The organism is Nonomuraea aurantiaca (genome assembly GCF_020215705.1).
In the GTDB taxonomy this organism is placed as follows: domain Bacteria; phylum Actinomycetota; class Actinomycetes; order Streptosporangiales; family Streptosporangiaceae; genus Nonomuraea; species Nonomuraea aurantiaca.
In genome coordinates, this window is record NZ_JAIWNB010000003.1 from 203,356 (window position 1) to 228,115 (window position 24,760).

General features: G+C 68.3%; 17 protein-coding genes. 10 read left to right on the plus strand and 7 right to left on the minus strand.

The genetic code is table 11. The features are described from left to right. Positions 1-21: 21 nt before the first annotated feature. The 7 genes from LDL49_RS58295 to LDL49_RS10525 all read left to right on the plus strand — a co-directional run bounded on the left by LDL49_RS58295 (position 22) and on the right by LDL49_RS10525 (position 15,302). On the plus strand, positions 22-2,919 hold the full coding sequence (locus LDL49_RS58295; RefSeq protein ID WP_225290774.1) for an amino acid adenylation domain-containing protein: 2,898 nt from the start codon (positions 22-24) through the stop codon (positions 2,917-2,919). Continuing rightward, positions 2,912-6,031 carry a non-ribosomal peptide synthetase gene (locus tag LDL49_RS10500; protein ID WP_225290775.1) on the plus strand — a complete coding sequence of 1,040 codons (3,120 nt, stop codon included), beginning with the start codon at positions 2,912-2,914 and terminating at the stop codon, positions 6,029-6,031. Before LDL49_RS58295 ends, LDL49_RS10500 begins: the two co-directional genes overlap by 8 nt. A 12-nt stretch (positions 6,032-6,043) precedes the next feature. After that, on the plus strand, positions 6,044-11,278 hold the full coding sequence (locus LDL49_RS10505; protein WP_225290776.1) for a non-ribosomal peptide synthetase: 5,235 nt from the start codon (positions 6,044-6,046) through the stop codon (positions 11,276-11,278). Between the two features lies 1 nt (position 11,279). After that, on the plus strand, positions 11,280-12,029 hold the full coding sequence (locus tag LDL49_RS10510) for an AzlC family ABC transporter permease (protein WP_225290777.1): 750 nt from the start codon (positions 11,280-11,282) through the stop codon (positions 12,027-12,029). 2 nt (positions 12,030-12,031) lie between these two features. Further along, positions 12,032-12,346, plus strand: coding sequence for an AzlD domain-containing protein (locus LDL49_RS10515; RefSeq protein WP_225290778.1), 315 nt, complete (start codon positions 12,032-12,034; stop codon positions 12,344-12,346). Between the two features lie 291 nt (positions 12,347-12,637). Next, entirely contained in the window at positions 12,638-14,131 is a 1,494-nt protein-coding gene (locus LDL49_RS10520; RefSeq protein ID WP_225290779.1) for an AbgT family transporter, read from the plus strand. A gap of 31 nt (positions 14,132-14,162) precedes the next feature. Beyond that, positions 14,163-15,302 (plus strand): M20 family metallopeptidase, encoded by a 1,140-nt coding sequence (locus LDL49_RS10525; protein WP_225290780.1) that lies wholly within the window; start codon positions 14,163-14,165, stop codon positions 15,300-15,302. A 275-nt stretch (positions 15,303-15,577) separates the two neighbouring features. On the opposite strand, the gene LDL49_RS10530 is transcribed toward LDL49_RS10525, so the two are convergent. The 4 genes from LDL49_RS10530 to LDL49_RS10540 form a co-directional block, all read right to left on the minus strand. After that, positions 15,578-15,976, minus strand: coding sequence for a hypothetical protein (locus LDL49_RS10530; protein ID WP_225290781.1), 399 nt, complete (start codon positions 15,974-15,976; stop codon positions 15,578-15,580). 251 nt (positions 15,977-16,227) lie between these two features. After that, positions 16,228-16,350 carry a hypothetical protein gene (locus tag LDL49_RS56800; RefSeq protein ID WP_263654864.1) on the minus strand — a complete coding sequence of 41 codons (123 nt, stop codon included), beginning with the start codon at positions 16,348-16,350 and terminating at the stop codon, positions 16,228-16,230. 464 nt (positions 16,351-16,814) lie between these two features. Continuing rightward, on the minus strand, positions 16,815-19,016 hold the full coding sequence (locus tag LDL49_RS10535) for a hypothetical protein (protein ID WP_225290782.1): 2,202 nt from the start codon (positions 19,014-19,016) through the stop codon (positions 16,815-16,817). Next, a complete protein-coding gene (locus LDL49_RS10540) occupies positions 19,013-19,255 on the minus strand; it encodes a hypothetical protein (RefSeq protein ID WP_225290783.1) in 243 nt (80 codons plus the stop codon). The genes LDL49_RS10535 and LDL49_RS10540 overlap by 4 nt, the downstream gene beginning before the upstream one ends. 304 nt (positions 19,256-19,559) lie before the next feature. On the opposite strand from LDL49_RS10540, the gene LDL49_RS59840 reads away from it, so the two are divergent. Further along, on the plus strand, positions 19,560-19,895 hold the full coding sequence (locus LDL49_RS59840; RefSeq protein WP_504854010.1) for a type I restriction enzyme HsdR N-terminal domain-containing protein: 336 nt from the start codon (positions 19,560-19,562) through the stop codon (positions 19,893-19,895). A gap of 112 nt (positions 19,896-20,007) precedes the next feature. Here the strand turns inward: LDL49_RS59840 and LDL49_RS10545 are convergent, their stop codons facing one another. Both LDL49_RS10545 and LDL49_RS10550 read right to left on the minus strand, forming a co-directional pair. Then, a complete protein-coding gene (locus LDL49_RS10545) occupies positions 20,008-20,223 on the minus strand; it encodes a DUF397 domain-containing protein (protein WP_225290784.1) in 216 nt (71 codons plus the stop codon). After that, a complete protein-coding gene (locus LDL49_RS10550; RefSeq protein ID WP_225290785.1) occupies positions 20,211-21,038 on the minus strand; it encodes a helix-turn-helix domain-containing protein in 828 nt (275 codons plus the stop codon). The genes LDL49_RS10545 and LDL49_RS10550 overlap by 13 nt, the downstream gene beginning before the upstream one ends. Before the next feature lie 147 nt (positions 21,039-21,185). Here LDL49_RS10550 and LDL49_RS10555 point away from each other — a divergent pair, with 147 nt between their 5' ends. Next, complete coding sequence (locus LDL49_RS10555; RefSeq protein ID WP_225290786.1) at positions 21,186-21,662, plus strand: ATP-binding protein; 477 nt, start codon at positions 21,186-21,188, stop codon at positions 21,660-21,662. Positions 21,663-22,038: 376 nt separating this feature from the next. On the opposite strand, the gene LDL49_RS10560 is transcribed toward LDL49_RS10555, so the two are convergent. Continuing rightward, entirely contained in the window at positions 22,039-22,899 is an 861-nt protein-coding gene (locus tag LDL49_RS10560; protein ID WP_225290787.1) for an aminoglycoside phosphotransferase family protein, read from the minus strand. Positions 22,900-23,304: 405 nt separating this feature from the next. On the opposite strand from LDL49_RS10560, the gene LDL49_RS10565 reads away from it, so the two are divergent. After that, complete coding sequence (locus LDL49_RS10565; RefSeq protein ID WP_225290788.1) at positions 23,305-24,729, plus strand: MFS transporter; 1,425 nt, start codon at positions 23,305-23,307, stop codon at positions 24,727-24,729. Positions 24,730-24,760: the final 31 nt, after the last annotated feature.

Genomic DNA, 24,760 nt, shown 5'->3' on the forward strand with positions numbered 1-24,760 from the left:
CCACGCTCTGGAGATCACCGCGTGTCCCGAACCGATCTCATCCCCCCAGACCGCTCGCCCTCCGCACACTGTCATGCGCGGCGCGTCAGGCTGCCCGATGGCGTTGGTGCCACCTGGCTGGCCGGACTCTTCGAACGCGCGGTCCGCACCTGGTGGGGGGACACGCCTGACCGGCTGCCCCGGCTCTGGGACGAGCGGGTTCCGGCCGCCTGCGACTCCGCGGTGGCAGGCCGCCGCGTCGAGGCCGAACTGCACCGTCCTTTGGACGCAGAGGGCGCCTTGCTGCGCGCGGTGCTGCTGCAGTACGCGGACGGGCCCGCCGACCTCGTGCTCGTCGCCCATCGCGCCAATCTCGACGCCCTGTCGCTGCGCACCGTGGCCGACGTGCTCACCGGGCGGGCTCGGTATGAGGGATTCACCGACAAGACGGCGAGTCATATCGTCGCCGCCGCGGACGCTGAAACGCTCAAAAGATGGCGGGAAGCGGATTTTTCCGGACGTATTGCGTGGGCCAGCGGCGACGACGCGGCGGGTGACCGTACCGGCCTGGTCACCGTGGCGATCCGCGAGGCCGGGCCGGACGTGCCGGCCACGATGGCGGCGGCGGTCGGGCTGGTGCTCGGGCGGTACGAGAACCAGGAGAATCCGGTCGTCGGCGTGCTCGGCCCCGTGCCCGAGCGGCCGGAAGGAGCGCTGGGAGCGTTCGACGCCGGGCTCCTGCTGGCGCTGGACCTTTCGGGCGCGCGCACCGCAGGGGAGTTGGTGGCCGAGACCGCCCAAGCGCTGGCCTCGGACGGCGGGCGGTGCGACGGGCGGCAGTACGCCGAACTCCTCGCGGAGACCGGCGGCCGGGTCGTGGCCGGTCTGCTCACCGACGGGCCGGCGGAGAGCGGGTCCGGTACGCACGTTCCCTGTCAGACAGCCCCGTTCCCGCTCACGATCGTGCCCGGTCGCACCCCGGACGGCGGCCTTCAGCTGGTGGTACGCCATCGGCTGGAAGACGTGGACGCCGACTCGGCAAGGCGCTTCGCCCGCCACGTCGTCCGCGCCTACGAGCAGCTGGCCAACGCGCCCGCCGGCCTGGTCCCCGCCGACGTCGAGTTGATGGACGAGGCGGAGACACGGCAGGTGGTCGCCCTCGGCCGGCCGTTACGGCGGCTGGACTGGCGGCCGGAGCGGATCGACGACGTGTTCGCCTCCCGGGTGGCGGAGCGTCCCGACGCGGTGGCGCTCACCTGCGAGGGCCGCTCCCTGACCTACGCGGAACTGGACGCGCGCGCCGACCGCTTCGCCGCCGCCCTCCTCGACCGGGGCGTGCGTGCGGGGGAGCGCGTCGGCGTCTGCCTCGGACGCACGCCCGATCTCGTGGTCGCCATGCTGGCGGTGCTCAAGGCGGACGCGGTGTACGTGCCCATGGATCCGGCCTATCCGGCCGACCGGCTGGCGTTCACGGCTCAGGACGCGGCCTTGCGCATCGTCATCGCGGACCAGGACTTTCCCGGCGGCGGGTCGGCGAGCGTGGTCAGGCCCGAGGAGCTGGAGACCCACGGCGGCGAGGCAGGCCGTGCCCGTCCAGAGCGGCGGGAGCCGGGTGAGGCCGCGTACGTCATCTACACCTCGGGCTCGACCGGGCGCCCGAAAGGCGTCGTGGTGCCGCATCGCAACGTCGTCGCCCTGCTGTCGGCCACCCGTGACGATTTCGGGCTCGGTCCCGGTGACACCTGGACGCTCTTCCACTCCAGCGCGTTCGACTTCTCCGTCTGGGAGATCTGGGGAGCGCTGCTCACCGGTGCCCGGCTGGTCGTGGTGCCGTACTGGGTCTCTCGCTCGCCCGAGGAGTTCCGCGAGCTGCTGGCGCGCGAGCGCGTCACCGTGCTGAACCAGACGCCGTCGGCGTTCGCTCAGCTCATGGAGGCCGACCGGCGGCAGGACGAGCGGCTGGCGGTCCGGCTGGTGATCTTCGGCGGTGAGCCGCTGGACGCCCGGCCCTTGCGGGCCTGGTTCGACCGGTATCCGGAGGATCGGTGCCGGCTGGTCAACATGTACGGCATCACGGAGACGACGGTGCACGTGACGGCGCAGAACGTGACCCGCCGTGAGGCGATGACCGGGTCGCGGTCCGTTGGGCACGCCCTGCCCGGCTGGCACCTATACGTCCTCGACGAGCGCGGCCGTCCCGTGCCGTGCGGTGTCCCCGGCGAGATCCACGTCGGGGGAGACGGGGTCGCCCTGGAGTACCTGGACCGTCCCGAGCTGACCGCGCAGCGCTTCCTGCCCGATCCCTTCACCATGGGCCGCGTCTACCGCAGCGGCGACCGGGGCAGGCTGCTGCCCGATGGCCGGCTGGAGCACCTCGGCCGTCTCGATACCCAGGTCAAGCTGCGCGGATTCCGCGTCGAGCTGGACGAGATCCGCAACGTCCTGCTGGACGACCCCTCCGTCACGGCGGCCGCCGTGGTGCTGAACGGCGATCGGGACGCCGCGGGAGCGCGCATCGACGCGTACGTGGTGCCGGCCGGCGGCGATCCGGCGGCGATCCGGCAACGAGCCGCCAAGGTGCTGCCGGAGCACATGCTGCCCGCCACCATCACGCCTCTCGACACACTGCCACTCACGGCCAACGGCAAGCTCGACGTTCGCGGGCTTCCCGAGCCGGTTGTCGCGCCCGCCGCGCCGATTCGGGCTCCGTCAGGTGAGCTGGCGGGCGCGCTCGCCGCGGTGTGGGAGTCGGTGCTCGGCGTGCCCGTCGGACCCGACGACAACTTCTTCGAGCTCGGCGGCAACTCCCTGTACGCCATGCGGGTGGCGGCGGCCATGCGCGACCGCGGCCTGCCCGCCTTTCCGATGCGCGAGCTGTACCTTCACCCGACGGTGAGCGGCCTCGCGTACGTGCTGGACGAGGTGACGTCCCATGAGTGATCGGCTGCTGGACGGCTGCGACGACACGGCCACGGACTATCCCCGAGACAGCCGCGTCGAGCAGCTCTTCGCCGAGCAGGCCGAGGCGGCGCCCGGCCAACCGGCCGTGGTGCACGGAAACACCACGCTCACCTACGCCGAGCTGCACCGCCGCAGCACTCTGCTGGCCCAGAGGTTGCGCCGCGATGGGCTGCGTCCCGCGGAACCGGTGGCGCTGCTGCTGCCGCGTACCCCCGACCTGATCGTCGCGGCGCTCGCCGTGCTGAAGGCCGGCGGGTTCTACGTGCCGATGGACCCCGACCATCCGGCGGATCGGATCTCCCAGCTGATCGAGGACAGCGGCGCCGGCCTCCTGCTGACCACGCGAGAGCCGGCCCGCGGGCAGGCCATCGCGGTGGACGCCCAGGACTGGTCGGCCGAACCCGAGGGGGACGTCCCCGCGCCGGGCGACGCGTCGGACGTCGCGTACCTGATGTACACCTCGGGGACCACCGGACGGCCCAAGGGCGTCCTGGTCCCGCATCGCGGCATCGTCCGTCTGGTGCGGGGCGTCGGCTATGTACGGCTCGACTCCACGGCCAGGGTGGCGCAGATCGGGGCGACCGGTTTCGACGCTTCCGTCTGGGAGACCTGGGCTGCCCTGCTCTGCGGTGGGACTGTGCACATTCTCGATCGGGAGACGTTCCTCGACGGCGCGGAGCTGAGGCGGGCGCTGGCGGACGGGGGTATCACCACGGCGCTCTTCACCTCCGCGCTGTTCGGTCAGCTCGCGGACGAGGACCCGACCGTGTTCGGGCCGCTGCGGGACCTGCTGGTCGGAGGCGACGTGCTCTCGGCCAAGCACGCCAGGTCCGTGCTGCGGGCCAATCCGGGTCTGCGGCTCGTCAACGCGTACGGGCCGACCGAGAACGCGGTCATCTCCACCTGCCACGAGGTTCGTGAGCCGATCGGCGCCCGCGTGCCCATCGGCCGCCCGGTGCCCAATACCACCGCGTACGTGCTCGACCAGGACAGACAACCGCTTCCAGTGGGCGTCACCGGCGAGCTGTACGTCGGCGGCGACGGGCTGGCGCTCGGCTACCACGGGCGCCCCGACCTGACCGAGCGCGCCTTCGTCCCCCACCCTTTCCGGCCAGGAGAGGTCCTCTACCGGACGGGCGACCGGGCGCGCAGACTGCCTGACGGGTCGATCGACTTCCTCGGCAGGACGGATCACCAGGTCAAGGTGCGCGGTCTGCGCGTCGAGCCGGGCGAGGTCGAGGCCGCGCTACTGGCCCGCCCCGGAGTGCGCGAGGCGGTGGTGGTGGAGCGGCGCGCGCCTGATTCGTCCGACGGTCACCTACGCGCGTACGTCTCGGGTGGGCATTCCCTGGAACCGGAGCGGCTGCGGACGGACATCGGGCGCGTGCTGCCCGCTCACATGGTGCCCGCCCAGATCGTGGTGCTGCCCGCGCTGCCGCTGAACGTCAACGGGAAGGTGGACCGAGCCGCGCTGCCCGAGCCGATCCCCGCAGGCGGTGGGACGGCCGGGGACGAGCTCGAGCGAGAGCTCGTCGAGCTGTGGGAGGACGTCCTTGGTGTGCGCGGGATCGGCGTCGACGACCCACTCGACCGGCTGGGCGGCAGTTCGCTCACCGCGACCCGGCTGGCCGCCAGGGTGCGGAAGAGGTTCGGAGTGGCTTGCCCGGCCTCGGCCGTGCTGGCGGTCCGTACGGTGTCAGCGCTGGCCGACCTGGTCCGTGCCGCGGACGGCACCGACGTGGTGGGGCCGCGTCCGTGTCAGGCCGGCGAGCGGACCCCGCTGTCACCTCAGCAGAAGGGCGTCTATGTCGAGCAGGTCAAGGACCCGTCCAGCACCCAGTACAACCTGCCGATCATCGTCGACCTCCCCGGCCGGATGGACGCCGGACGGTTGCGCGCCGCTCTCTCGACGCTCGTCGAGCGGCACGAGATCCTGCGCACCGACGTGGCCGTGGGCGACGACGGGCAGCCGTACCAGCGAGTTCACGAGGTGCTTTGTACGACGCTGGATGAGGTCGGCCTGTTTCGCGGTGCGGATCTCGACGGCTGGACCGAGCGGTGGATCCGCGCCTTCGACGTCCATCAGGCCCCCCTGTGGCGGGCGGCCCTGGCGCGGCACGACCATGGGAGCCGGCTGGTGCTGGACATTCACCACCTCCTCACCGACGGCCACTCGCTCGCCCTCCTGATGGCCGAGTGGGCGGCGCTGCTCAGGGGCGAGCCGCTCCCCGAGGTGGAGCTGCGTTACCGGGACTTCGCGCAGTGGGCGAACGGGCCGGAGCGGCGCGCGCTGTCCGAGACCCAGCGTGGCTTCTGGGCCGAGACGTTCGCGCGGCCGGTCAAACCTCTCGATCTGCCCATCGACCTGCCCCGGCCGGCGATCCGCCGGACGGAGGGGGACCACCTGCCGTTCGCGTTCGGCGCGGAGCGCAGCCACGCGGTCAGAGAGCTGGCCCGCACCGAGAGAGTGACGGCGTTCCACGTGATCCTGGCCGCGTACACCGCCTTCCTGGGGCAGGTGAGCGGCGGTGACGAGGTGACGGTCGGGACGCCCTTCTCCGGCCGGCACCTGCCGGGGGTGGACCGGGTTCAGGGGATGTTCGTGAACACCCTGTGTTTACGGATGTACCCGGCCCCCGAGCTGCCGTTCCGCGCGTATCTGCAAGCCGTGGCCCGGCACACGCTGGCGGCCGGCGACCACCAGGATCACGCGTTCGACGCTCTGGTGGCGATGCGGGGAGAGCATGACTTCAGCCGCCACCTGCTCTTCGACGCGTTCTTCGGGATGCAGGACACAGGGCTGCACCAGGTGGAGTTCCTCGGCGGCCGGCCCCGGTGGCGGCCGGAGGCCACCCGGCGCACGATCTTCGACCTGGACCTGCAAGTCGAGGACGCACCCGAAGGGTACGACGCCCGGCTGGCGTACGCCACAAACCTCTTCCTGCGCCCCACGGTGGAGACGTTCCGGGATGAGCTGCTGGCCCTGCTCGACGCGGCGCTCGCCGAGCCGGACACGCCGCTCGGCGAGCTCGGTCGGGCGCCTTCGGCCCGGCCTGGCCTGCCCGAGCTCGACTTCGACTTCGACTTCTGATCTGGAGAGGCCATGCAGTCCATTGAGACCCAGGGCACGCTCAAGGTCGCGGCCGCGAAGCGCCGCCGCGAGGGGGCGTTCTGGCGCGCTCAGCTCGCGGCACTGCCAGAGCGCACCGGCTTCCCGCCCGACGCGAACAGTGGCTCGACCGGGGAGGCGGTCGCCGCGCTCGACCTCGGCCCCGAGCTGACCGCCAGACTCGGCAAGCTGGCCCGAGGCCAGGACACCGCCCTGCGCTCCGTGCTGATCGCCGTGGTAGGCGCGTTGCTCCGGCGTTACGGCGGCGGCGAGGAGTCCGTGCTGGCCACCCCTCCCGTCCCCGTGCCCGGCGGGCCCGCGCCGCTGGCCTCCTCACTGGTGCTGTGCCTGCCGATCACCCGCGACACCACGTTGCGCGGGCTGCTGGGCGAGGTCGGCGACCGGCTGCGCGCCGCGGTCGAGCACCAGGACTACCCGATCGAGCTGCTCGCCGACGAGTTCGGGAGCGCGGCACAGGAGGGGGACGACCCTTTCGCCGACGTGCTCGCGGACGCCGTACGCGACGAGACGGACCCGGCCGGCCGGCCCGGCTTCCCGCTCGCCTTCGCCTTCGTACGCGGGCAGGCCGGGCTGACTCTGGAACTGCGCTACCGTCCCGGCACGCACAGCCCCGGTGCCGCCCGGCGGCTGCTCACCCACTGCGTGATGCTGCTCGACCAGGCCACCGCCGCGCCCGACACGGCGATGGCCGCCTTCGACCTGCGATCCGACGACGATCTGGCGCTGATCCACAAGGCGAACGACACGGACGCCGCCTTCGAGGACACGGTGCGGCTCGACGAGCTGTTCAGCCGCCAGGTCGCCGCGACCCCTGACGCCGTGGCCGTGGTCGGTGACGGCTTCTTTCTCACCTACACCGAGCTGAACGTCCGTGCCAATCGCCTAGCGCACACGCTGCGCGCCCGCGGTGTGGGCCGCGACGACCTCGTGGCCGTGCTGGCGGACCGCTCGCCGGAGATGCTCGTCGCCGTCTACGCCGTGCTGAAGGCGGGGGGCGCGTACCTGCCGATCGACCCGGGCAACCCGCGCGACCGCATCGCGTACATCCTCGGTGACAGCGCCGCCCGCCTCGTCCTCACCCAGCCCCGCCACCTGGAGCTGGTCGGCGACGGCGTCGCCGTCCTGGACCTCATGGACGAGGGAGCCTACGCGCAGGAGGTGAGCACGCCGCCGGTCGAGGGCGGCCCCCGCGACCTCGCGTATGTCATCTACACCTCGGGTTCGACCGGTGCTCCCAAGGGCGTGCAGATCGAGCACCGGTCGGTCGTCAACCGCATCGGCTGGATGCAGAAGGCGTACCCGATCAGTTCCGCGGACGTCATCATGCAGAAGACGCCCACGTCGTTCGACGTCTCGGTGTGGGAGCTCTTCTGGTGGACGTTCGCGGGCGCGTCGGTGTGCCTGCCCGAGCCCGGCGCGGAGCGGGACCCGGAGGCGCTGACCGCCGCGGTCGAGCGGCACGGCGTCACCACGATGCACTTCGTGCCGTCCATGCTGGGGGCCTTCCTCGACTTCGCCTCGGGAACGGGCGAGCGCCGCAGGCTGTTCACCCTGCGGCAGGTCTTCGCCAGCGGCGAGGCGCTGCCGGTCCACCACGTGCGACGCTTCCACGAGGTGGTCACAGGTTGCCGGCTGATCAACCTGTACGGGCCCACCGAGGCGGCCGTCGACGTCACCCACTACGCCTGCCGCGGTGACGAGAGGATGGTGCCGATCGGGCGGCCGGTCGACAACACGCGCGTCCACGTGCTCGACGCGGATCTGCGACCCCAGCCCGTCGGCGTCCCGGGGGAGCTGTGCATCGCCGGGGTCCAGCTGGCCCGCGGGTACCTCCATCGCCCCGAACTGACGGCCGAACGCTTCGTCGCCGCGCCCCACGCGGGCGAGAAGCGCGTCTACCGTACGGGGGACCTGGCCCGCAGGCTGGCCGACGGCGGCATCGAGTACCTGGGCCGCATCGACCACCAGGTCAAACTGCGGGGATACCGCATCGAACCGGGCGAGATCGAGGAGCGGCTGCGGCAGCACGCCGCCGTGAGGGACGCCGTCGTCATCGCTCGCGGGCAGGCTTATCTGTGCGGTTACGTCCTGGCGTCCGAGCCACCGTCCGAGGATGACCTTAAGGAGCACCTGAGGCGCACGTTGCCGGAGTACATGGTCCCCGCCCGCCTCGTCACGCTCGCGTCGTTCCCGCTCACCCCGAGCGGCAAGCTGGACCGCGGCGCGCTGCCCGACCCCGGCGAACCGGCCCGTGCGGTGGACCACGTCGCCCCGCGTACGCCGCAGGAGGCGGACCTGGCCCGCATCTGGGCCGAGGTGCTCGGCGTCGAGCAGGTCGGCGCGCACGACAACTTCTTCGCGCTCGGCGGCAACTCGATCCACTTCGTCACCGTGCTGGCCAGGGCACGCGCGTGCGGCCTCGACTTCACCTTTCAGCAGCTCTTCGAGAACCCGACCATCGCGAGGCTGGTCGCGCTCTCGCCGTCTTCGGATCCGGCGACGCGCCCGCTCCGGCCGTTCGAGCTGCTGACGGCCGAGGACCGGGCGAAGATCCCGGCCGGAGTGGCCGACGCCTACCCGATGACGCAGCTCCAAGCGGGACTGGTCTTTCAGAGCGAACTGTCACACAACACAGTCGAATATCACGACATCATCAGCTACACGATCCAGAGCTCGTTCGACCTCGGACGCTTCGAGCGGGCGGTCCGGATTCTCGTCGCCGCGAACCCGATCTTCCGTACCAGCTACCACCTCACCGGCTACAGCGAATACCTGCAGCTCGTCCACGAGGACGCGCCGTCACCGCTGTACGTCGCCGACCTGCGCGGTATGAACGAGGGCGAACAAGACGCCTGGTATCACGCATGGGCGGAGCAGGAGAAGGCCCATCGCTTCACCTGGACCGAGCCCGGCCTCGTCCGGTTGCACGTGCACGTGCTCGGCGACGACCTGTTCCGCTACACGCTCAGCCAGCACAACTCCGCGCTGGACGGCTGGAGCATCACCCTGGTGCACACCACGCTGTTCGACACGTACTACCGGCTGCTCGACGGACGGCCGCTGCCGGACATGGAGCCGGACGGGTACGCGCGCGACTACCTCTCGCTGGAGCGCGAGTCCCTGGCCGACGAGGGCCACCGTTCCTACTGGGCGGACGTGCTCGAAGGCAGCGCCTTCGCCGAGGTGCCCCGCACGAGGGAGTCGGCATCGCCGGACGTCTTCCCCGTCGTGTTCCACGAGGTGGAGTTCCCGCGCGGACTGTCCGACCGGATCGTGGCGCTGGCCGGGGCGCTGTCCGTGCCGGTCAAGAACGTCGCGATGGCCGCGCACGTCAAGGTGCTCTCACTGATCACCGGCGAGCGCGACGTCATGACCGGGTACGAGCACAGCGGCCGGCCCGAGGCGGAGGGCGCCACCCGCTCGATCGGCCTGTTCCTCAACACGGTGCCCTTCCGGGTGCGCACGGGAGAGGGCTCCTGGGAGAGCCTCGTGCGCGACGTCTACCAGGCCGAGGTCGAGCTGCTCCCCGCGCGACGGTACCCGATGGCGCAGATGAAGCACGACCTGGGGACACAGCGGGCACTGTTCGAGACGGCCTTCAACTTCACGCACTTCTATCTGCTCAGGGAGCTGGAGGCACTTGACGGCTTCTCCCTGCTCGACGTGCGGGCCAACTCGGAGACGGAGTTCGTGCTGCGCGCCGAGTTCTCCCGGCACTTCATCACCGACGAGGTACGGCTGAGCCTGCACTACCACGCCCACCTCTTCGAGCCCTGGCAGGTGGCGCGGATGGGGGCGTACTACATCGCCGCGTTCGAGCAGATGACAGCCGATCCGGCCGCTCTCCATCACCTCGCCGATCTGCTGCCCGGCGAGGAGAGCGCGGCGCTGATCGCGATGGAACAGAGCGAGAGCGTCCTGCCGAAGCTGGCAGAACATTATCGGGCGCGGGTCGTCGACGAACACGGCCTGCGGGTGCCCTTCGCCACGCCGGGGCGGATCGTGCTGATCGCCAACGGGGTCACGATCCCCACCACAGGTGTGTACGGACGCCGCATGCCCGGCGGCCTTGAGCTGTTCCAGGCACCCCGAAGCCTGACGTTTCACCGTTCCGAAGAGCGGAGTGCCGAGGGGGAGACGGGCCGTCGTCCCACCGGAGCGGTGGGACCGCGCATCGCGGAGGCGTGGTCCAGGGTGCTCGACGTGCCGCTGGAGCAGATCACCCTCGACGGCAACTTCTTCGAGCTCGGCGGCAGCTCGCTGTCGGCCATGCGGGTGGTCATGGAGTTGGAGGGCCTCGTGTCGCTCACCGACCTGATGCGCAACTCCACCCTGGGACCGCTGTGTGAGATGGCCGAGGCTCGTCTGAACGAGGGCGCGCCCTGCTCGCCGCTGCTTCGCTCGCTGTCGGCCGACCCCGACCGAGCCCGGTCCGTCCTCGTGTGCTTTCCCTACGCGGCCGGCAACGCCGTCAACTTCGAGCCGCTGGCCACCGCCCTCGACAAGGCGGGCGCCGACGTGGCCGTCTATGGCGTGGAGTTGCCTGGCCACGACCCCGGCCATTCGGACGAGCCCTTCCTGTCCATCGAGGAGGCGGCGCGGCGGGTGGTGGAGGAGATCCGCGGTCTCGCCGACCGGCCCGTGGTGCTCTGGGGCCACTGCGTCGGCTCGGCTCTGGCCATCGAGACCGCACGCCTGATGGAAGCGGCCGGAAACGCGCCGCTCCACGTCTTCGTGGCCGGAAAGCTGCTGCACGACGCCCGGACCACTCGCGAGTCCATGGAGCGGGTGGACGCGATGACGGATGAGGACATCGTGCGCTGGCTCGTCGAGGCGACCGGTTACTCCGGGCTCGACGTGCTCTCACCCGAGCAGGCGGCCTTCGTCACCAGGACGTTCCGGCACGACTCCGGTTCGGCCAACGGCTATCTGGTGGCGGCGGCCGAGCGAGGGCCCGTCGCCAGGCTGTGCGCGCCGCTCACGGTCGTCCATGCCTCGGACGATCCGCTGACCCCTGACCACCGGTGGAGGTACGAGGACTGGTCGCTGTTCGCCGATCGGCCGCGGCTCGCGGAGCTCGGGCCCTTCGGCCACTACTTCTGCCGGACAGCCCCGGACGCCGTGGCCACGCTGCTACGTGAGCTGGTGCCACGTACGGAAGACCCGCCGGTATCACCTACGGAAGATCAACGGAGCGAAGTGCACTGAGATGACCACCACCAACACCCCCCAGGCGGTCACGCCGCTGACTCCCGGCCAGCAGTACCTCGCCGGAGCGAGGAGCATGGTGCCGTTCCTCGCCTCGGCCATTCCCATGGGCATCGCCGGAGGCGTCCTCGGACTGTCGAGCGGGCTCTCCGGCTGGGCGACCCTGGGCCTGGCGATGGCCGTGAACTCCGGCACCGCCCAGTTCGTCGGCTTCGCCCTCATCGCCGGCGGCACAGACTGGGCCGCGATCATCCTCACCACACTCATCCTGGGGCTCCGGATGCTCCTCTACTCCACCATCCTGATCCCGTACATCAAGGAAGTGCCCCAGCGGTGGCGGGTGCTGCTCGGGTTCGGGCTGATCGACGAGGTCTTCTTCGTGGCGATCGAACGGCTGAGGAAGGGCGAACTCACCCACAACAAGCACATGTTCTTCCTCGGCGCGTCCTCACTGCTGTACGTCACCTGGATGCTGTGCACGGCGATCGGCATGTCCCTCGGTTCGGCCGTGCCGGATGTACGGGGGCTCGGACTGGACTTCCCGGTGACCGCCATGTTCATCGCCATGCTCGCGATCGGGCTGGCGAACTGGCGCGTGGCCGCGGCCATCTGCGCCGCGGGGGTGACCGTGATGCTGGCGCGGGACCTGCCGTACAACCTCGGCGTCGTGCTGGCCGCGGTGGTGGGAGCGGTGGTGGGGGCCGCGTGCGAGTACGCGGCGAAGACGAGGACGAAGGAGATCGCCCGATGAGTATGGCGCTGCTGATCCTCGGCATGGGGTTGTGCAGTTTCCTGCCGCGCTACCTGCCGCTGGCCCTCTTCGCCGACAGGGAGATGCCGCCGCTGGCGGAGACGCTGCTCAGGTACACGCCGCCGGCCGTGCTGGCCGCACTGGTGTTCCCGGCCGTCCTCGCGCCTTCGGGGGACGGCGTCGAGCTGACCCTGACGAACCCTTATCTGATAGGCGGCGCGGTCACCTTCGCCGTAGGTCTGGTGTCGAAAAGGTTCCTGCTCGTGACAGCGGTCGGAATTGCCGCTTTCTATCTCAGTCGCTGGCTTGTCGGCTGAATGTTATAGGCGTCTTAAGTTTGTCGAAATTCATTTGACACCCGACATCGTGCGGGCGATTTCGCATGCCCTCATACAAGCTCTCAACTGGTGAGACATCCTTGACAAATAGCTATTGCGAGATGATCCGGGCGCCATTAAAGTGTGGCCCGCAGGTGCGGACTCGCAATAAAGAGACGGGGCATCTTTCGCGTTCGGTCTGTGCCTCAGGCGAAACGACCAAGAAAGGATGACCGGGTCTCCATGACGACCGTGTCCGCTGAGAAGGAATCACGTGCCTTAAACGTGACCATGCGCGTACTGAACAGCGTCGAACGCGCCGGTAATAAACTGCCTCATCCGTTCTGGCTCTTCATCATCCTGAGCGTCGTGCTCATGGCGCTGAGCTGGATCCTGTCGGCGGCCGGAGTGTCGGCGGTCAACCCCGCCGACAAGACGACCGTCGCGGTGAAGAACCTGTTGTCGAGCGAGGGCGTCACGCTGATGCTCGGCGACGCCATCAAGAGCTTCACCACCTTCCCCCCGCTGGGCACGATCCTGGTGGTCATGCTCGGCGTCGCGGTGGCCGACAGAGCGGGGCTGCTCTCGGCGGTCCTGCGCCGGGGCGTCTCCCGCGTACCGGCCCGGTGGGTCACGTTCGCGCTCGCCTTCACCGGCATGGTCTCCCACGTGGCCGCCGACTCGGCGTACATCGTGCTGATCCCGCTGGGCGGGCTGGCCTTCTACGCGGTCGGCCGCAGTCCGATCGTCGGCGTCGTGGTCGCGTTCGTCTCGGTCGCGGCCGGCTTCGACGCCAGCCCGGTGGTCACCCCGCTCGACGTCATCCTGGGCGGCATCACCACCGACGCCGCGCACACCATCGACCCGAGCTACACCGTCACACCGCTCGCCAACTACTTCTTCTCCATCGGCTCGTCGGTCGTGCTGTCCATCGTCATCACCGTGGTGACGGAGACGATCCTCACCAAGCGGGCGGCGAGCATGCCGATCGACGAGGACGCCGAAGTGGGCGACCTCGGCGCGCTGGAGCTGTCCGACAAGGAGCGGCGCGGGCTGCGCTGGTCCGGCGTCGCGCTGCTGGTGATCGCCGCGCTGATCGCGCTGTCCATCATCCCGGCCGACTCCCCGCTCCGCGGCGAGGGTGGCAGCCTGGTCACCGGCCCGCTGCTGAACGCGATCTCCGTCATGCTCGGCGTCGCCTTCTGCCTCGTCGGCATCGTGTACGGCCGCGTAGCCGGCACCATCAAGAGCGGCAACGACGTACCCACGTTCATGGCCGAGGGCATGCGCGAGATGGCGCCGGTCCTCGTACTGTTCTTCGCCATCTCCCAGTTCCTGGCCTACTTCAAGTGGACCGGCATCGGCACGATCGTCGCCATCAACGGCGCGGACCTGCTGAAGTCCGCCGGGATCAACGGCCCGATGATCTTTGTCGGCATTCTGATCATCGTCACCTTCATCAACCTGCTGATCACCAGCGGCTCCGCCCAATGGGCGCTGGTCGGCCCGGTCTTCGTGCCGATGCTGATGCTGCTGAAGATCTCGCCAGAGGCCACCCAGGCGGTCTACCGCATCGCCGACTCCTGCACCAACGCCCTGAGCCCGATGAGCCCCTACTTCGTGCTGGTCCTCGGCTTCATCCAGCGCTACCGCAAATCAGCCGGCATCGGCACGCTGATCGCCCTCACCATGCCGTTGTGCCTGATCATGCTCGTGGTCTGGACACTGTTCTTCCTGGCATGGTGGGCGCTCGGCATCCCGCTGGGCCCCGGCGTTCCCTCCTAACTCTCCTCACTCTTAGCGAAAGGATCCTTTAGTGACACCGGCTCCCACGTGGACCCGCCAGGCGCTCCCCTCCATGCTCGACGACCTGCGTATGCTCGTCGAGCTGGAAAGCCCGAGCAACGACAAACAGCTCCTGGACGGGGCACTCGACGCGATCTTCCGCTGGGCGGTGGACCGCGCCGGGGAGCCGGACGAGTTCACCCGGCACGACGGCGGCCGGCACGGCGACGTGCTTGAGCTGACCTACCAGGGCACCGCCCCCGGATTCGTCCTGCTGGTCGGCCACTACGACACCGTGTGGCCGGTCGGCACCCTCGCCGACTGGCCGTGGCAGGTCACCGACGGCGTCATCAGCGCACCTGGCGTCTTCGACATGAAGACGGGCCTCGTCCAGGCGGTCTGGGCGGTACGCGGGCTGCGCGAGCTGGGCCTGCCGCATCCCACGGTCCGCCTGCTGTTCAACGGCGACGAGGAGATCGGCAGTCCGGCCTCCCGCGCCCGCATCGAGGCGGCCAGCGACGGGGCGCTGGCCAGCCTGGTCTTCGAGGGCGCCATAGACGGCGCGGTCAAAACCTCCCGCAAGGGCGTCGGCATCTTCCAGGTGTCCGTCACCGGGATCGAGGCCCATGCCGGCCTCGACCCCACCGCCGGTGCCAGTGCCATCCACGCCATGGCCGACCTGATCACCCAGATCGCCGCCCTGGGCGCCCCCGCGCTCGGCACGACGGTCAACGTCGGCCTGGTCAGCGGCGGCACCGGCACCAACGTCACCGCAGGCCAGGCAACCTGCGGCATCGACGTACGCGTGTCCGACCCGGCCGAGATGGCCCGGGTGGACGCCGCACTCACCTCGCTGCGCGCCCCCGACCCTCGGGTCTCCGTGGCGCTCTCCGGCGAATGGAACCGGCCACCCATGACCCCCAACCCCGCCTCCCAGGACCTGTACGCCAGGACGTACAAGGTGGCGATCGAGCACGGCTGGGACCTCCGCGAGGCGGGCGTCGGCGGGGCCAGCGACGCCAACTTCATCTCAGCCCTGGGCCGGCCCGTGCTCGACGGGCTCGGCCCCGTCGGAGCGGGATCCCACTCCCGGGGGGAGCACACCATCGTCGAATACATCCCGGAGCGCACCGCCCTCACCATCGGGCTCATCGCGGGGTTCGCCAGCTAGTCGCCCCGTCACGCGACCTTGGCCGGGTTGCTGGGGCGGCTCGCGCTGTGGGACGCCGTCACCACGACGGCCTCGCTCGTGGCCTCCGCGCTTCGCGCTGACGCGCGGGTCCTGGGGCCGGTGACTCGGTCTCGCGCACTTGTGGCGCTGGTCCGATCCACGGTGAATGGCCGAGCCAGTCGTCGATTGTCATGTACAGGTCAGTGATCAGGGTGTTGAGGTCTATCTGATTCTCAACACCCTTTGTCATTCCCGCGCTCCGGACCTATTCGTCGCTAGGCGCCGTCCTTGTCCAGCAGCCGATCGAGTGTGCGTCCCACGTCGGCCATTGTGCGCTGCAGGTAGTCGAGTCTGTCCAGCATCTCGTGCTGAGCGGATGTGAGCTGCTCGTGGGTGTGCCGGCGAAGGCCGCCTATCTCGTCTCCGAGAGCTGCGAAGTCCTGGGACGTCTCCGCCTTGATGCTGGCGATTTCAACTCTTATCTGGGCAACGGCGACCGCTGTTGAGGCAATGGCGGTGTGTATGCCTTCCAGGCATGGGCAACCGTTCGTCGGGAGGCTCGCATGTTGACGCCGCGCGCGGGGGCCGCGATAGGCCCCATTACGGGAACGCGCTGTCGCTTCGACGGCTGCCGCGCGAAGTTTCACGTCGCGAGTCTCCGCCTCTTCGTTCATGTACCCCTACCTTTTCGGTAGCTGGAAGGATCTCGGCCTTGGCGGCCAGGATCACTGTGTGTGAGTACATCGTCGCAAGAAGTTGTTGTTCGATGACGCAGGGTCATCGGAATTCGGGTGTGGTTTTATTCGTCGCGGTGTGGCAGAGATGCATCTGAGTTTGATTTTGGGCTGGAGCGAATGTGTTGCGGTGGGGACAATCTGGGGCGCTACGGGCTGGTTAGGTTTTGGTAGCGGGAGGGTGACGTTTGCTAGGTGCCGGGAGTGCAGTTGTACAGGTGGCCGTAGCGGGTTTGGGCGATGCGCATGAGTTCGGTCAGGTCTTTGATCGCGTCCCTGCCCGTGGCGACCTGGGCCAGACCGATGTCGATCAATCGGTTTTTGCTGTCGCAGCGAAACTTCGCGCTCACTTGGAACGGCTGGTCTGGGAATGATGCATTCGGCAGGTGCGCGGCCAGGCCGTCACCGAGATCGCTAGGGAGCGGGGCCCCGCCGTGCCTTGTGTATACCTGGCGCCTGTCATTCAGCAAAAGGTCCAGATGCTCACGGGGCATCCCGGGGCCCTCCTGCATCCATCTCACGTCCAGAGGGCGAGGGTTCGTATCTGGAGCCCAGCAGTCGCCATTCTTCTCGTTGCCATCAGTCTTCTCCGCGAGAGGCCCGCTCACACCAGTGACAACGCGAAATGCCTGCTCGGGGATGAGTTTGCAGACGTATGGCGCGGAATCAGCGACAGGTTGAGGGGCCGGGGCCGGTGTGGAGACGATGTCGTTTGTCGGAGTGCAGGCTGCAGTGAGCAAAGTGAGAGCAGTCAGAGCGACGGGCAGACGAGAATGCCTCATTTGCCATCTCCAGAGGGCGAGGTCTCGAGGCCCAGATAGTCGTCCACCTCACTGGTGCTGCGGAAGGTGTTTTTGAAGCGATCATGCAGGTCGCTACTTCCTCCGGTTGTGCGAGTCCACGCGAGGAACTGGCTGTATTCCTTCGGAGTCATCTTGGCGAAAGGTGTAAGCGTCGGCGGGGTTCCGGTCGCGAACACCCGATCCTTCATATCGAGCCCGTCAAGCAGCCCCTTGTTCAGCATGGCTGTGGCGACCATCTGCTCCGCCAGCCTCTCCACCGCCAACCGGTTGTCCGCCAGTGTGCGATACGTGTCATCCAAGCCTCGCCGGTGTTCGGACATCTGCTGGGCGACTCGGTTGGCGATCTCGTCACGCGCAGCCCCGGCGAGCCTGTCGTACTCCTTGCCGATCAGTTCGCTGAAGGCGCCGGTGGCCAATTGGCCCACCTGCTTGGCTCCTGGCACCGGGAGCAGCCCAATCGCATCGCCCACCATGGTCTTCAGCGACTCGTCCGCCTTCTTGTCGTCCAGCCCTTGGGCGATCAGCGCTTGGCGGCGAGTCTCCACGATGAAAGTGAAGGGAAGCGCCTCCTCCACGGTGCGGTCCACTAGGAACTGCTTGATGTCGGCCGTGTCGACCCGCCCATTTTTGTCGAAATCGAACTTCTTGACGTCGGCCTTCGTGAAACCGAGCCGCTCAGCGTTGGAAGCATTGAGGCCGACTGGAGCCACGGTGTCCAGCGCCGCTCGCATATGTTCAGTCTGTGCTCTCACCAGCGCCTCAAACCCGGCGTCATGGGAGGCGGCCAGCACCAGCGCATAAGTCAGGTCTTTAGCCGCGATGCTGCCGAAGGCCTCATGGTTCACGAGGAGCTTGGAGACGTGGTCGATGTTCGCCGCGATCGCGCGGGCCAGAGGATAGCTCAGGGGAGCGAAACGATCGAACGTCCCTCTGTTCTTTATCTCCAGATTGCCGCTCTCCCCTTTGCCAAAGGCAGGGCGGACCTCGTCGGCGACGGTCTTCATCATCTCGGCCGCCAGCTTCTGGGAGGTCTCATCCCGGCCGGTCGTCGCCGTCACCAGCAGGTCATTGAACGGCGCGTAGTCGCCCAGATAGCGAGAGGAACCCCACCGTGTCGTCAGCAGATAGTGCAGCACGGATTCCTTCCACCCGGCCGGGGTCTGGTCCAGCAGAGCATGGGACGCCTCCCGGCTGGACTTTGCTGCATGGAAAAGATCGTCCACCAACGATGAGGCCCTCGCGCCTGGATTGCCCACATGCGTTCCCGGTCTCAGCATGGTGCCAAGGCCGAGCGCGCCCGCCAGGTCGACTATGGGAACCTGGGCTCCCGCGAACATCCGGCCCAGCAGGTCCTTACTCGCTGCCCATTCATCCTTACGCTGCTCGTACTCGTAGACGATCACGTCACGCCCGACGACCTCCATGAACTCCTTCGAGTACGGAGGCTTCCCGTCGTGGGCACGCCAGATGAGCGCCTGAGCCTGGTAGCCCGTGTACTTCGTGTCGCCGGCCTTCTGCTGGGCCCGGCCCTCCCTCACCAAGTCCTTGAGGAATTCGGCGCCCATGTACGCGGGATTCTTCGGATCGGTTCCCCTGGCCAGAGCCGCGCTCAGCATGCGCAGAGCGTCCTTGCCCTGGCTGGAGACCTGGGCCAGGCGAGCGGAGTCCCCGTGGGTCCCGGCGTCGCGCAGTCGCGCGGCCAGCGAGCCAGGCAGCCGCGTCACGCCCTGGGTGCCCAGCGTGCCCAGGAATGCCTTCACGAACTCCGCGTCCCCGGTCCGCGCCGCGTATTTCTTCAGTTCGGCAAGCGCCTTAACATCCCCATCTGCGGCGTTCAGCGCGGCGCGACCGGCCAGCGTTCCGTCTAGTAGCCCCTTGGCGGCCTCCAGGCCGTCGGGCATCTCGAGGAAGCTCCCGGCTGCCGTGCTCATGCCGAAGGCGACCTTCTGCCGCTGCAACTCGTGGACCAGTTTCTGCCGCCGCCGCAGGTCCTCAGCCTGCGTGGTAACACGTCCGGCCAACTGCCGCAGCCGAGCCGCCGGAGAAGTGTCGAGCCCGGCGCCCTGCAATTCGCTGTGCAGGGCCTGCGCCAGCTCTTCCAGTCGCCTGGCGGCCTCGGTGTGCTTGCCCGCCATCGCGTCGAATTCGGACGGCTTCACTCCGGTGAACTCCGTCATGGCTTGTCCGGAAGGGAAGCCAATTTCTGGTTCGCGCTGTGTACGGCCTGCGTGAGCATGTCCTGCAACTCCCTCCGGTCCGCGTGGACCTGGGAGTCGAACCGGGCGCCCGTGGGACCCACCCACGCGTCGTTCTCCATCAGGCGGCAGGAGGGATCGAGCGCCCACCAGTGCTCGTCCGAGAGTCGCTGGATCTGCTCCGCCACGGCCCGCATCGCCTCGCGGTCGAGGTTGGCCAAGATGATCCCCTTGTACGGCTCGCTGCACCAGAACAGATCAGGAGGCGGCGTCCCTCACGTGGTCACACGATAATCAACATCGCATCAACAAAACAAGTTTAAGCGCAGTGAAAGGTATGGCGCGTTGGAATTTTATTATGCAATGAGCTGCTTTGCCCGACCTCGATCTTGTCAGGTGGGAACTGGGTGTGACCTGCGGGTCTTTCCGCCGGCGAGAGTGAAACTCATTGAGGATTCGCTGAAACGGTCGAGATGAGGCCAGCGCGAGATGGTTGACGAGTGCACCGTCACGGACGGGAAGATCATGGCCACCGGGGCAGGCCGGGGCGGGGAACGCAGCTACGCGCCGATTACGCGCTCAAACTCCCGTCAGGGACTGCCTACCATGGTGGTGGAGTTAAGACAGACGCCCACCAGCGACGACGAGGGCATTGAGCAGGCCAAGCGATACGCCAGCAAGCTCCAGGCACCCTTCGCCAACGCGACGAACGGGCTCAGGCTCATGAGATCGGCCTCGACGCGGGGCTCAGCACAGAGACCGACGGCCACTCTTCGGCGGACGAATTGTGGGCGATGCCACCAGTCAAAGGGAGCTCGGCGCGTGCTCACCATCATGGAATGCTTGCGAGCATCCTGCTAACCGCTGCGCCCAGCAGGATGCTCTAAAATCCTCGTGGCGGAGTCTGGTCGCTTTACGGACCAAGGGAAGACTCTCCGCATGAGCGGAGAGTCTTCCCTTTCTGCGAACATATTTACAAGTCGAACTCGCCGTCCTTCACGCCGCTGATGAAGGCGCTCCATTCGCCAGGAGTGAAGGTGAGGGCCGGACCGCTGGGGTTTTTGCTGTCGCGGACACCTCGGCGTCCTCCGGACAGTTCGGCAACCTCAACGCAGTTGCCGCCGTCGGGCCCCGATCGGGTGGACTTGCGCCAGGTAGCTGTGTCGAGTTCGCGGGTCAGCTCGTCCATCGCTGCAGCGTCTCCTTGATCAGATCTAGGGATTCGCGTTGGGACAGCGCTTCTGAGCGAATCCCCTCATATCTATATGTTAGGACGCGGACGTCCTCTGGTCGCTCGGTTACTCGACTCATGACGCCAGCGGATTCGACATACGCTGTGTCGAAGACGCCATGTGCCTGCGCGATGGCGAACCCGCCGGCAAGACCGGTCGTGGAGTAGGCCTTGAGGGGAAGAACCTGGATGGTAATCCGGGGAGCTTCGCCATCTTCGAGAAGGCGAGTGAGCTGCGCCGACATCACGGCGGGGCTGCCGATCGGGCGGTGCAGAACGGCCTCGTCGATCACAATCCACAACAATGGCGGTTTGGGACGCCTAAGGATGCTTTGGCGTTCCATTCGAGCGATCACATGTTCCTCGACCTGTTCGGACGTCACGCCGACATCACCGCTCAGGACCGCCCTGGCGTAGTCCTCGGTCTGCAGCAGGCCGGGCACGACCAGCGGTTCCCAGGTCCGGATCGCCTCCGCCGTGGCCTCCACCTCGAGCCAGGGCCGAAACCAAGGAGGAGCCTGCGCATGACTGACCATCGGCCAGAGCCGCATCAGCGCCCCTTCCGCCTCCAGCGCCTCGTCGCAGTGGCGGGCGAACTCCTCCGTTGGTGACCGTCTGGCTGTCTCGATCATGCTGATCGTGCCGACGGAGTAGGACACCGCTTTCGACAGACGGATCTGGGACCAGCCTCTGGCCTTGCGGTGTCGCCGCAACTCGAAGCCGAACAGTGCGGTCGGTGAGTCAGTAGGGCATAGCTCGCTTTCCTTAGGCATCTGACCTCCAGGGGGATGGCCACCGTTTCAACACGACTTTCAGCGAAACGGTTGATGGCTTATCGAAGTCAATTGACTACTCAATGTAGCCGAGTCTTGGGATGGTTGGAAGCCGATCGAGGCCGACTTCTTCGGGTGGGTGAAGTAATGAAAGCAGCGAGTGCGGAGCCGAGGGTCATCGGCTCGATCCAGCTCGTGGGCATTCGCGAGTCCGTCTCGCACGCCCGCTCCGAAGTGCGCAGATGGCTCGGAGACGATCATCCTGCTGTCGACGACGCGGTGCTGGTGGCGTCCGAGCTCGTGACGAACGCGCTCCGCCACTCCGACGCCAAACCGTACGACTTCATCGGCCTCACCGTCACCGCGACGGACGAGATGGTCTATGTGGAGGTGCGTGACCCCGGTTCCGCCTTCTCCGGCCCGCACATCCGTCAGGAGCCGGAGGCGGAGGACGGTCGTGGGCTGCTGATAGTCCGTGAGATCTCCCAAGACTGGGGAACCCGAGAGCACGGCCGTGGGCTTGGCCGTACCGTCTGGTGCGCCATCCGGGCGGTCCCATCTTCCCCTGGCCCGTCCGCTCCCGAATCGGTCTCCGGATCGGTTGGCGGGTGCGGTCCTGGCTGAACGCGCAGCCAGCCCAGGTCAGGCGGCTCCTCCTTCTCGAGGAGGGGGAGTGGGGGGAGCCGCCGCAGAACGTCCGGCAGGATCTTCCCCCCGTGGCTCCAGGCCGGGCGGGCCCCCGATGAGTGCACCCGCTTCGGCCCTCATCGGGGGCCATCCACAGAACGCAAGGAAGGTCTGTGCGCGGGCACAGTAAGTGGCGGACGACCCGGCATCGCCGCCTCGCCGGTGAAGTGAACGACCCCAAGTACGCCAGGCTTTACGAAGAGGCGGAAGCCGAGCAGCGACTTGGCCGGCTTGTCTAGGCGGGCCTGACCATTGGCTTCCTTCCTCACCGGGCTGCGTGATCTGGACCTGACGGCATCGAAGGCGCCAGCCTCTAGGTGAGAAGCACCTGACCGAGGACGTGCTCGCCGATGGCCGCCATGCTGGGGTTGTCGGCTGAGTGGGCGGCCAGGGCGGTGCCCATGGCAAGGGCCCAGCCTCTTGCGCGCTCCCACGTCACCTCGTCGGCGTCCACGCGTGTTCGGAAGACCTCGCGCGCGTTCTCGTCGAACACCAGCCATGCGGCGGCCAGGTCGGTGGCGGGATCACCGCTGGTGAGATCGCCGAAGTCCAGGACGGCCGCCAGCTCTTCCCCGTCGAGCAGGAGGTTCCCCGGGTGCGGGTCGCCGTGGAGCCAGAGCGCGGGGCCCTGCCAGGGCGGAAGGGCGGCCAGCTTCTCCCAGAGGGGGAGAAGATCGGCTGATCGGGGAATGGACCGCAGGCGCTGCCGTACCGCTTCGTCGCGGGCGGCGAGCGGGACGCCGCGAACGGGGTTGCGTGGCGCGTCAGGTGGGGCGGGCCGGTGGAGTCCGGTCATGAAGTCGGCCAGTGGGACGGCGATGCCGGAGCGGTCGCACGGTGGCACGTCGGCGACCGTGCGACCGTGGAACCAGGGTGCGATCGTCCACGGCCAGGGGTAGCCCTCGCCAGGTACGCCGACTCTGACAGGTAAGGGCAGCGCGACTTCGACGTGCTCGGCCAAGACCGGCAGCCAGCGTTGCTCGTTGACGATGAGGTCGACGGCGACCTGGCGGCGCGGCAGGCGTACACACAGATCCGTGCCGAGACGGTAGATGACGTTGTCCCAGCCGTTGGCGACGAGGCTCAGCGGGCCCGCCAGATCCGGGTGCTGCGTGCGGATCAGGCGGTCGACAACGTCGTCGTGGATGTCGATCTCCGCCGCCGGGGTGGTCACGCCGCAACGATAGCGCTGGAGTCAGTCCCCAAGGGCGGCCCTCTGATCGTGCGTGCGGTGAGCCCTCGATCGGTACGCACGGTGAGCCCTCGATCGGTCCGTGCGGTGAGTCTCAAAGTAGCGGGTGGGAGATCCTGGTCGGCGCGGATGCTCGGTTCTTACGGATGTAGCACTCGGCGGCCAGCCGTAAGCCGAGATATCCGGGCCGGCGTGGATGGCGGATCAGTTTGTCGGGATAGCCGTGAAGCTACGTCCGGCATCTGGGCGAATCGGTCGGCAGCCAGGCACGGTCCGAGGGCGAGAGGCAGCGAGACGGCGGCGGCTTCGGCTATTAGTGAACGTTGCGTTTCTATGGGTTGAATCATATGCTCCTTAGAGAACGTGTCGTTCTCTAAGGAGCGTGCGATGGGCCTCGTGCTGCCGGGTCTGATGCTGGCGATGCTGCTGGGCGCGCTCGACCAGACGATCATGGCGCCCGCTCTGCCCGCCGTGGCGGGGAGTCTCGGCGGGCTGGATCAGATGCCGGCGGTGATCAGCGCCTACCTGGTCGCCGCGACCGTCGTGATGCCCCTGTACGGCAAGCTCGGCGACCGATACGGGCGTAAGCCGATGATGCAGGTGGCGATCGTCATCTTCGTCACCGGTGCCGTGCTGTGCTCGGTGGCTGCCTCGATGCCGCAGTTCATCGCGTTCCGTGCGGTGCAGGGCATCGGTGGTGGCGGGCTGATGATCGGGGCCCAGGCGATCATCGGGGAGGTCGTCAGTCCGCGTGAGCGCGGTCGCTATCTGGGTCTGATCGGTGCCGCGTACGTGGTCGCCGCGGTCGGTGGACCGCTTCTGGGCGGGTTCTTCATCGACCGGCTCAGCTGGCGGTGGATCTTCGCGATCTACCCGCCGCTCGGGCTACTCGCCCTGGTCGTGCTGACGGCGACCTTGCGGCTCCCCAAGCCCGAGCCCAAGGTCGAGGTCGAGAGTGCGCCCGAGGTCAAGGGCGGGAATCGCGTGCCGATCGACTTCGCTGGTGCGGTCGCATTGGCGGTCGCCGTGGTCGGTGTGGTCATGCTGGGACAGACCAGGAACCTGGCCTTCCTCGCGCTGGCCGTCGCGGGCGGGGTGGCGTGGCTGGTGAGCGCCCGGTATGCCGCCGATCCGATCCTGCCGCTGCGCCTCTTCCGCGACCGCGCCTTCGCCGTGCCCGTGGCGATCAGCCTGCTCATCGGATTCACCCTGTTCGGGACCATCGCGTACATGCCCGCCTACCTGCAGATCGCCCTGCGCTCCACCGCCACCCAGGCGGGCCTGCTGGTGACCGCGCTCATGGGGGGCGTGCTGACCACCACCGTCGTCTCCGGAAGGCTCATCACCAGGACGGGGCGCTACAAGCCCTACCCGGTGGTGGGCACGGCGATGACCGCGGCCGGGCTGGCGCTGCTCGGGATCGTGGGCGACCGCGGGGGAGCGGTGGCGATCGCCGCCGTGATGCTGCTCATCGGGCTCGGCGTCGGGCTGGTCATGCAGGTCATGGTGCTGGCCACGCAGAACGCCGTCGACTACGCCGACCTCGGCACCGCGACCTCGGCGGTGACGTTCACGCGGCAGATCGGCGCCTCTGCCGGGGTCGCGCTGGTGGGGGCGCTGATCACCTGGAGGTCCGGCATCACCGCCACCGAGGCGGCCGATCTGCCCGGCAGCGTGCGGGACGCCTTCGCCGAGGCCGTGCCGCCGGTGTTCGCGGCCATGGCGCCGCTGCTCGCCGTGGCGTTCGTCCTGGCGTTCGCGCTGCCGGCGCGACCGCTCCGCACCACCGCCTATGCCGAGGAGAACCAGTGACCTCCGAGGAGGACCGGTGGCATCCGAGGAG

Excerpts from the sequence above, each read along its gene's own strand:
- LDL49_RS10510 (WP_225290777.1), top strand. The coding sequence starts at position 11,280 with ATGACCACCACCAACACCCCCCAGGCGGTCACGCCGCTGACTCCCGGC.
- LDL49_RS10555 (WP_225290786.1), top strand. The coding sequence starts at position 21,186 with ATGAAAGCAGCGAGTGCGGAGCCGAGGGTCATCGGCTCGATCCAGCTC.
- LDL49_RS10530 (WP_225290781.1), bottom strand. The coding sequence starts at position 15,976 with ATGAACGAAGAGGCGGAGACTCGCGACGTGAAACTTCGCGCGGCAGCC.
- LDL49_RS10500 (WP_225290775.1), top strand. The coding sequence starts at position 2,912 with ATGAGTGATCGGCTGCTGGACGGCTGCGACGACACGGCCACGGACTAT.
- LDL49_RS10550 (WP_225290785.1), bottom strand. The coding sequence starts at position 21,038 with ATGCCTAAGGAAAGCGAGCTATGCCCTACTGACTCACCGACCGCACTG.
- LDL49_RS59840 (WP_504854010.1), top strand. The coding sequence starts at position 19,560 with ATGGCCACCGGGGCAGGCCGGGGCGGGGAACGCAGCTACGCGCCGATT.
- LDL49_RS10565 (WP_225290788.1), top strand. The coding sequence starts at position 23,305 with ATGGGCCTCGTGCTGCCGGGTCTGATGCTGGCGATGCTGCTGGGCGCG.
- LDL49_RS10520 (WP_225290779.1), top strand. The coding sequence starts at position 12,638 with ATGCGCGTACTGAACAGCGTCGAACGCGCCGGTAATAAACTGCCTCAT.
- LDL49_RS10535 (WP_225290782.1), bottom strand. The coding sequence starts at position 19,016 with ATGACGGAGTTCACCGGAGTGAAGCCGTCCGAATTCGACGCGATGGCG.
- LDL49_RS10505 (WP_225290776.1), top strand. The coding sequence starts at position 6,044 with ATGCAGTCCATTGAGACCCAGGGCACGCTCAAGGTCGCGGCCGCGAAG.
- LDL49_RS10515 (WP_225290778.1), top strand. The coding sequence starts at position 12,032 with ATGGCGCTGCTGATCCTCGGCATGGGGTTGTGCAGTTTCCTGCCGCGC.
- LDL49_RS10545 (WP_225290784.1), bottom strand. The coding sequence starts at position 20,223 with ATGGACGAGCTGACCCGCGAACTCGACACAGCTACCTGGCGCAAGTCC.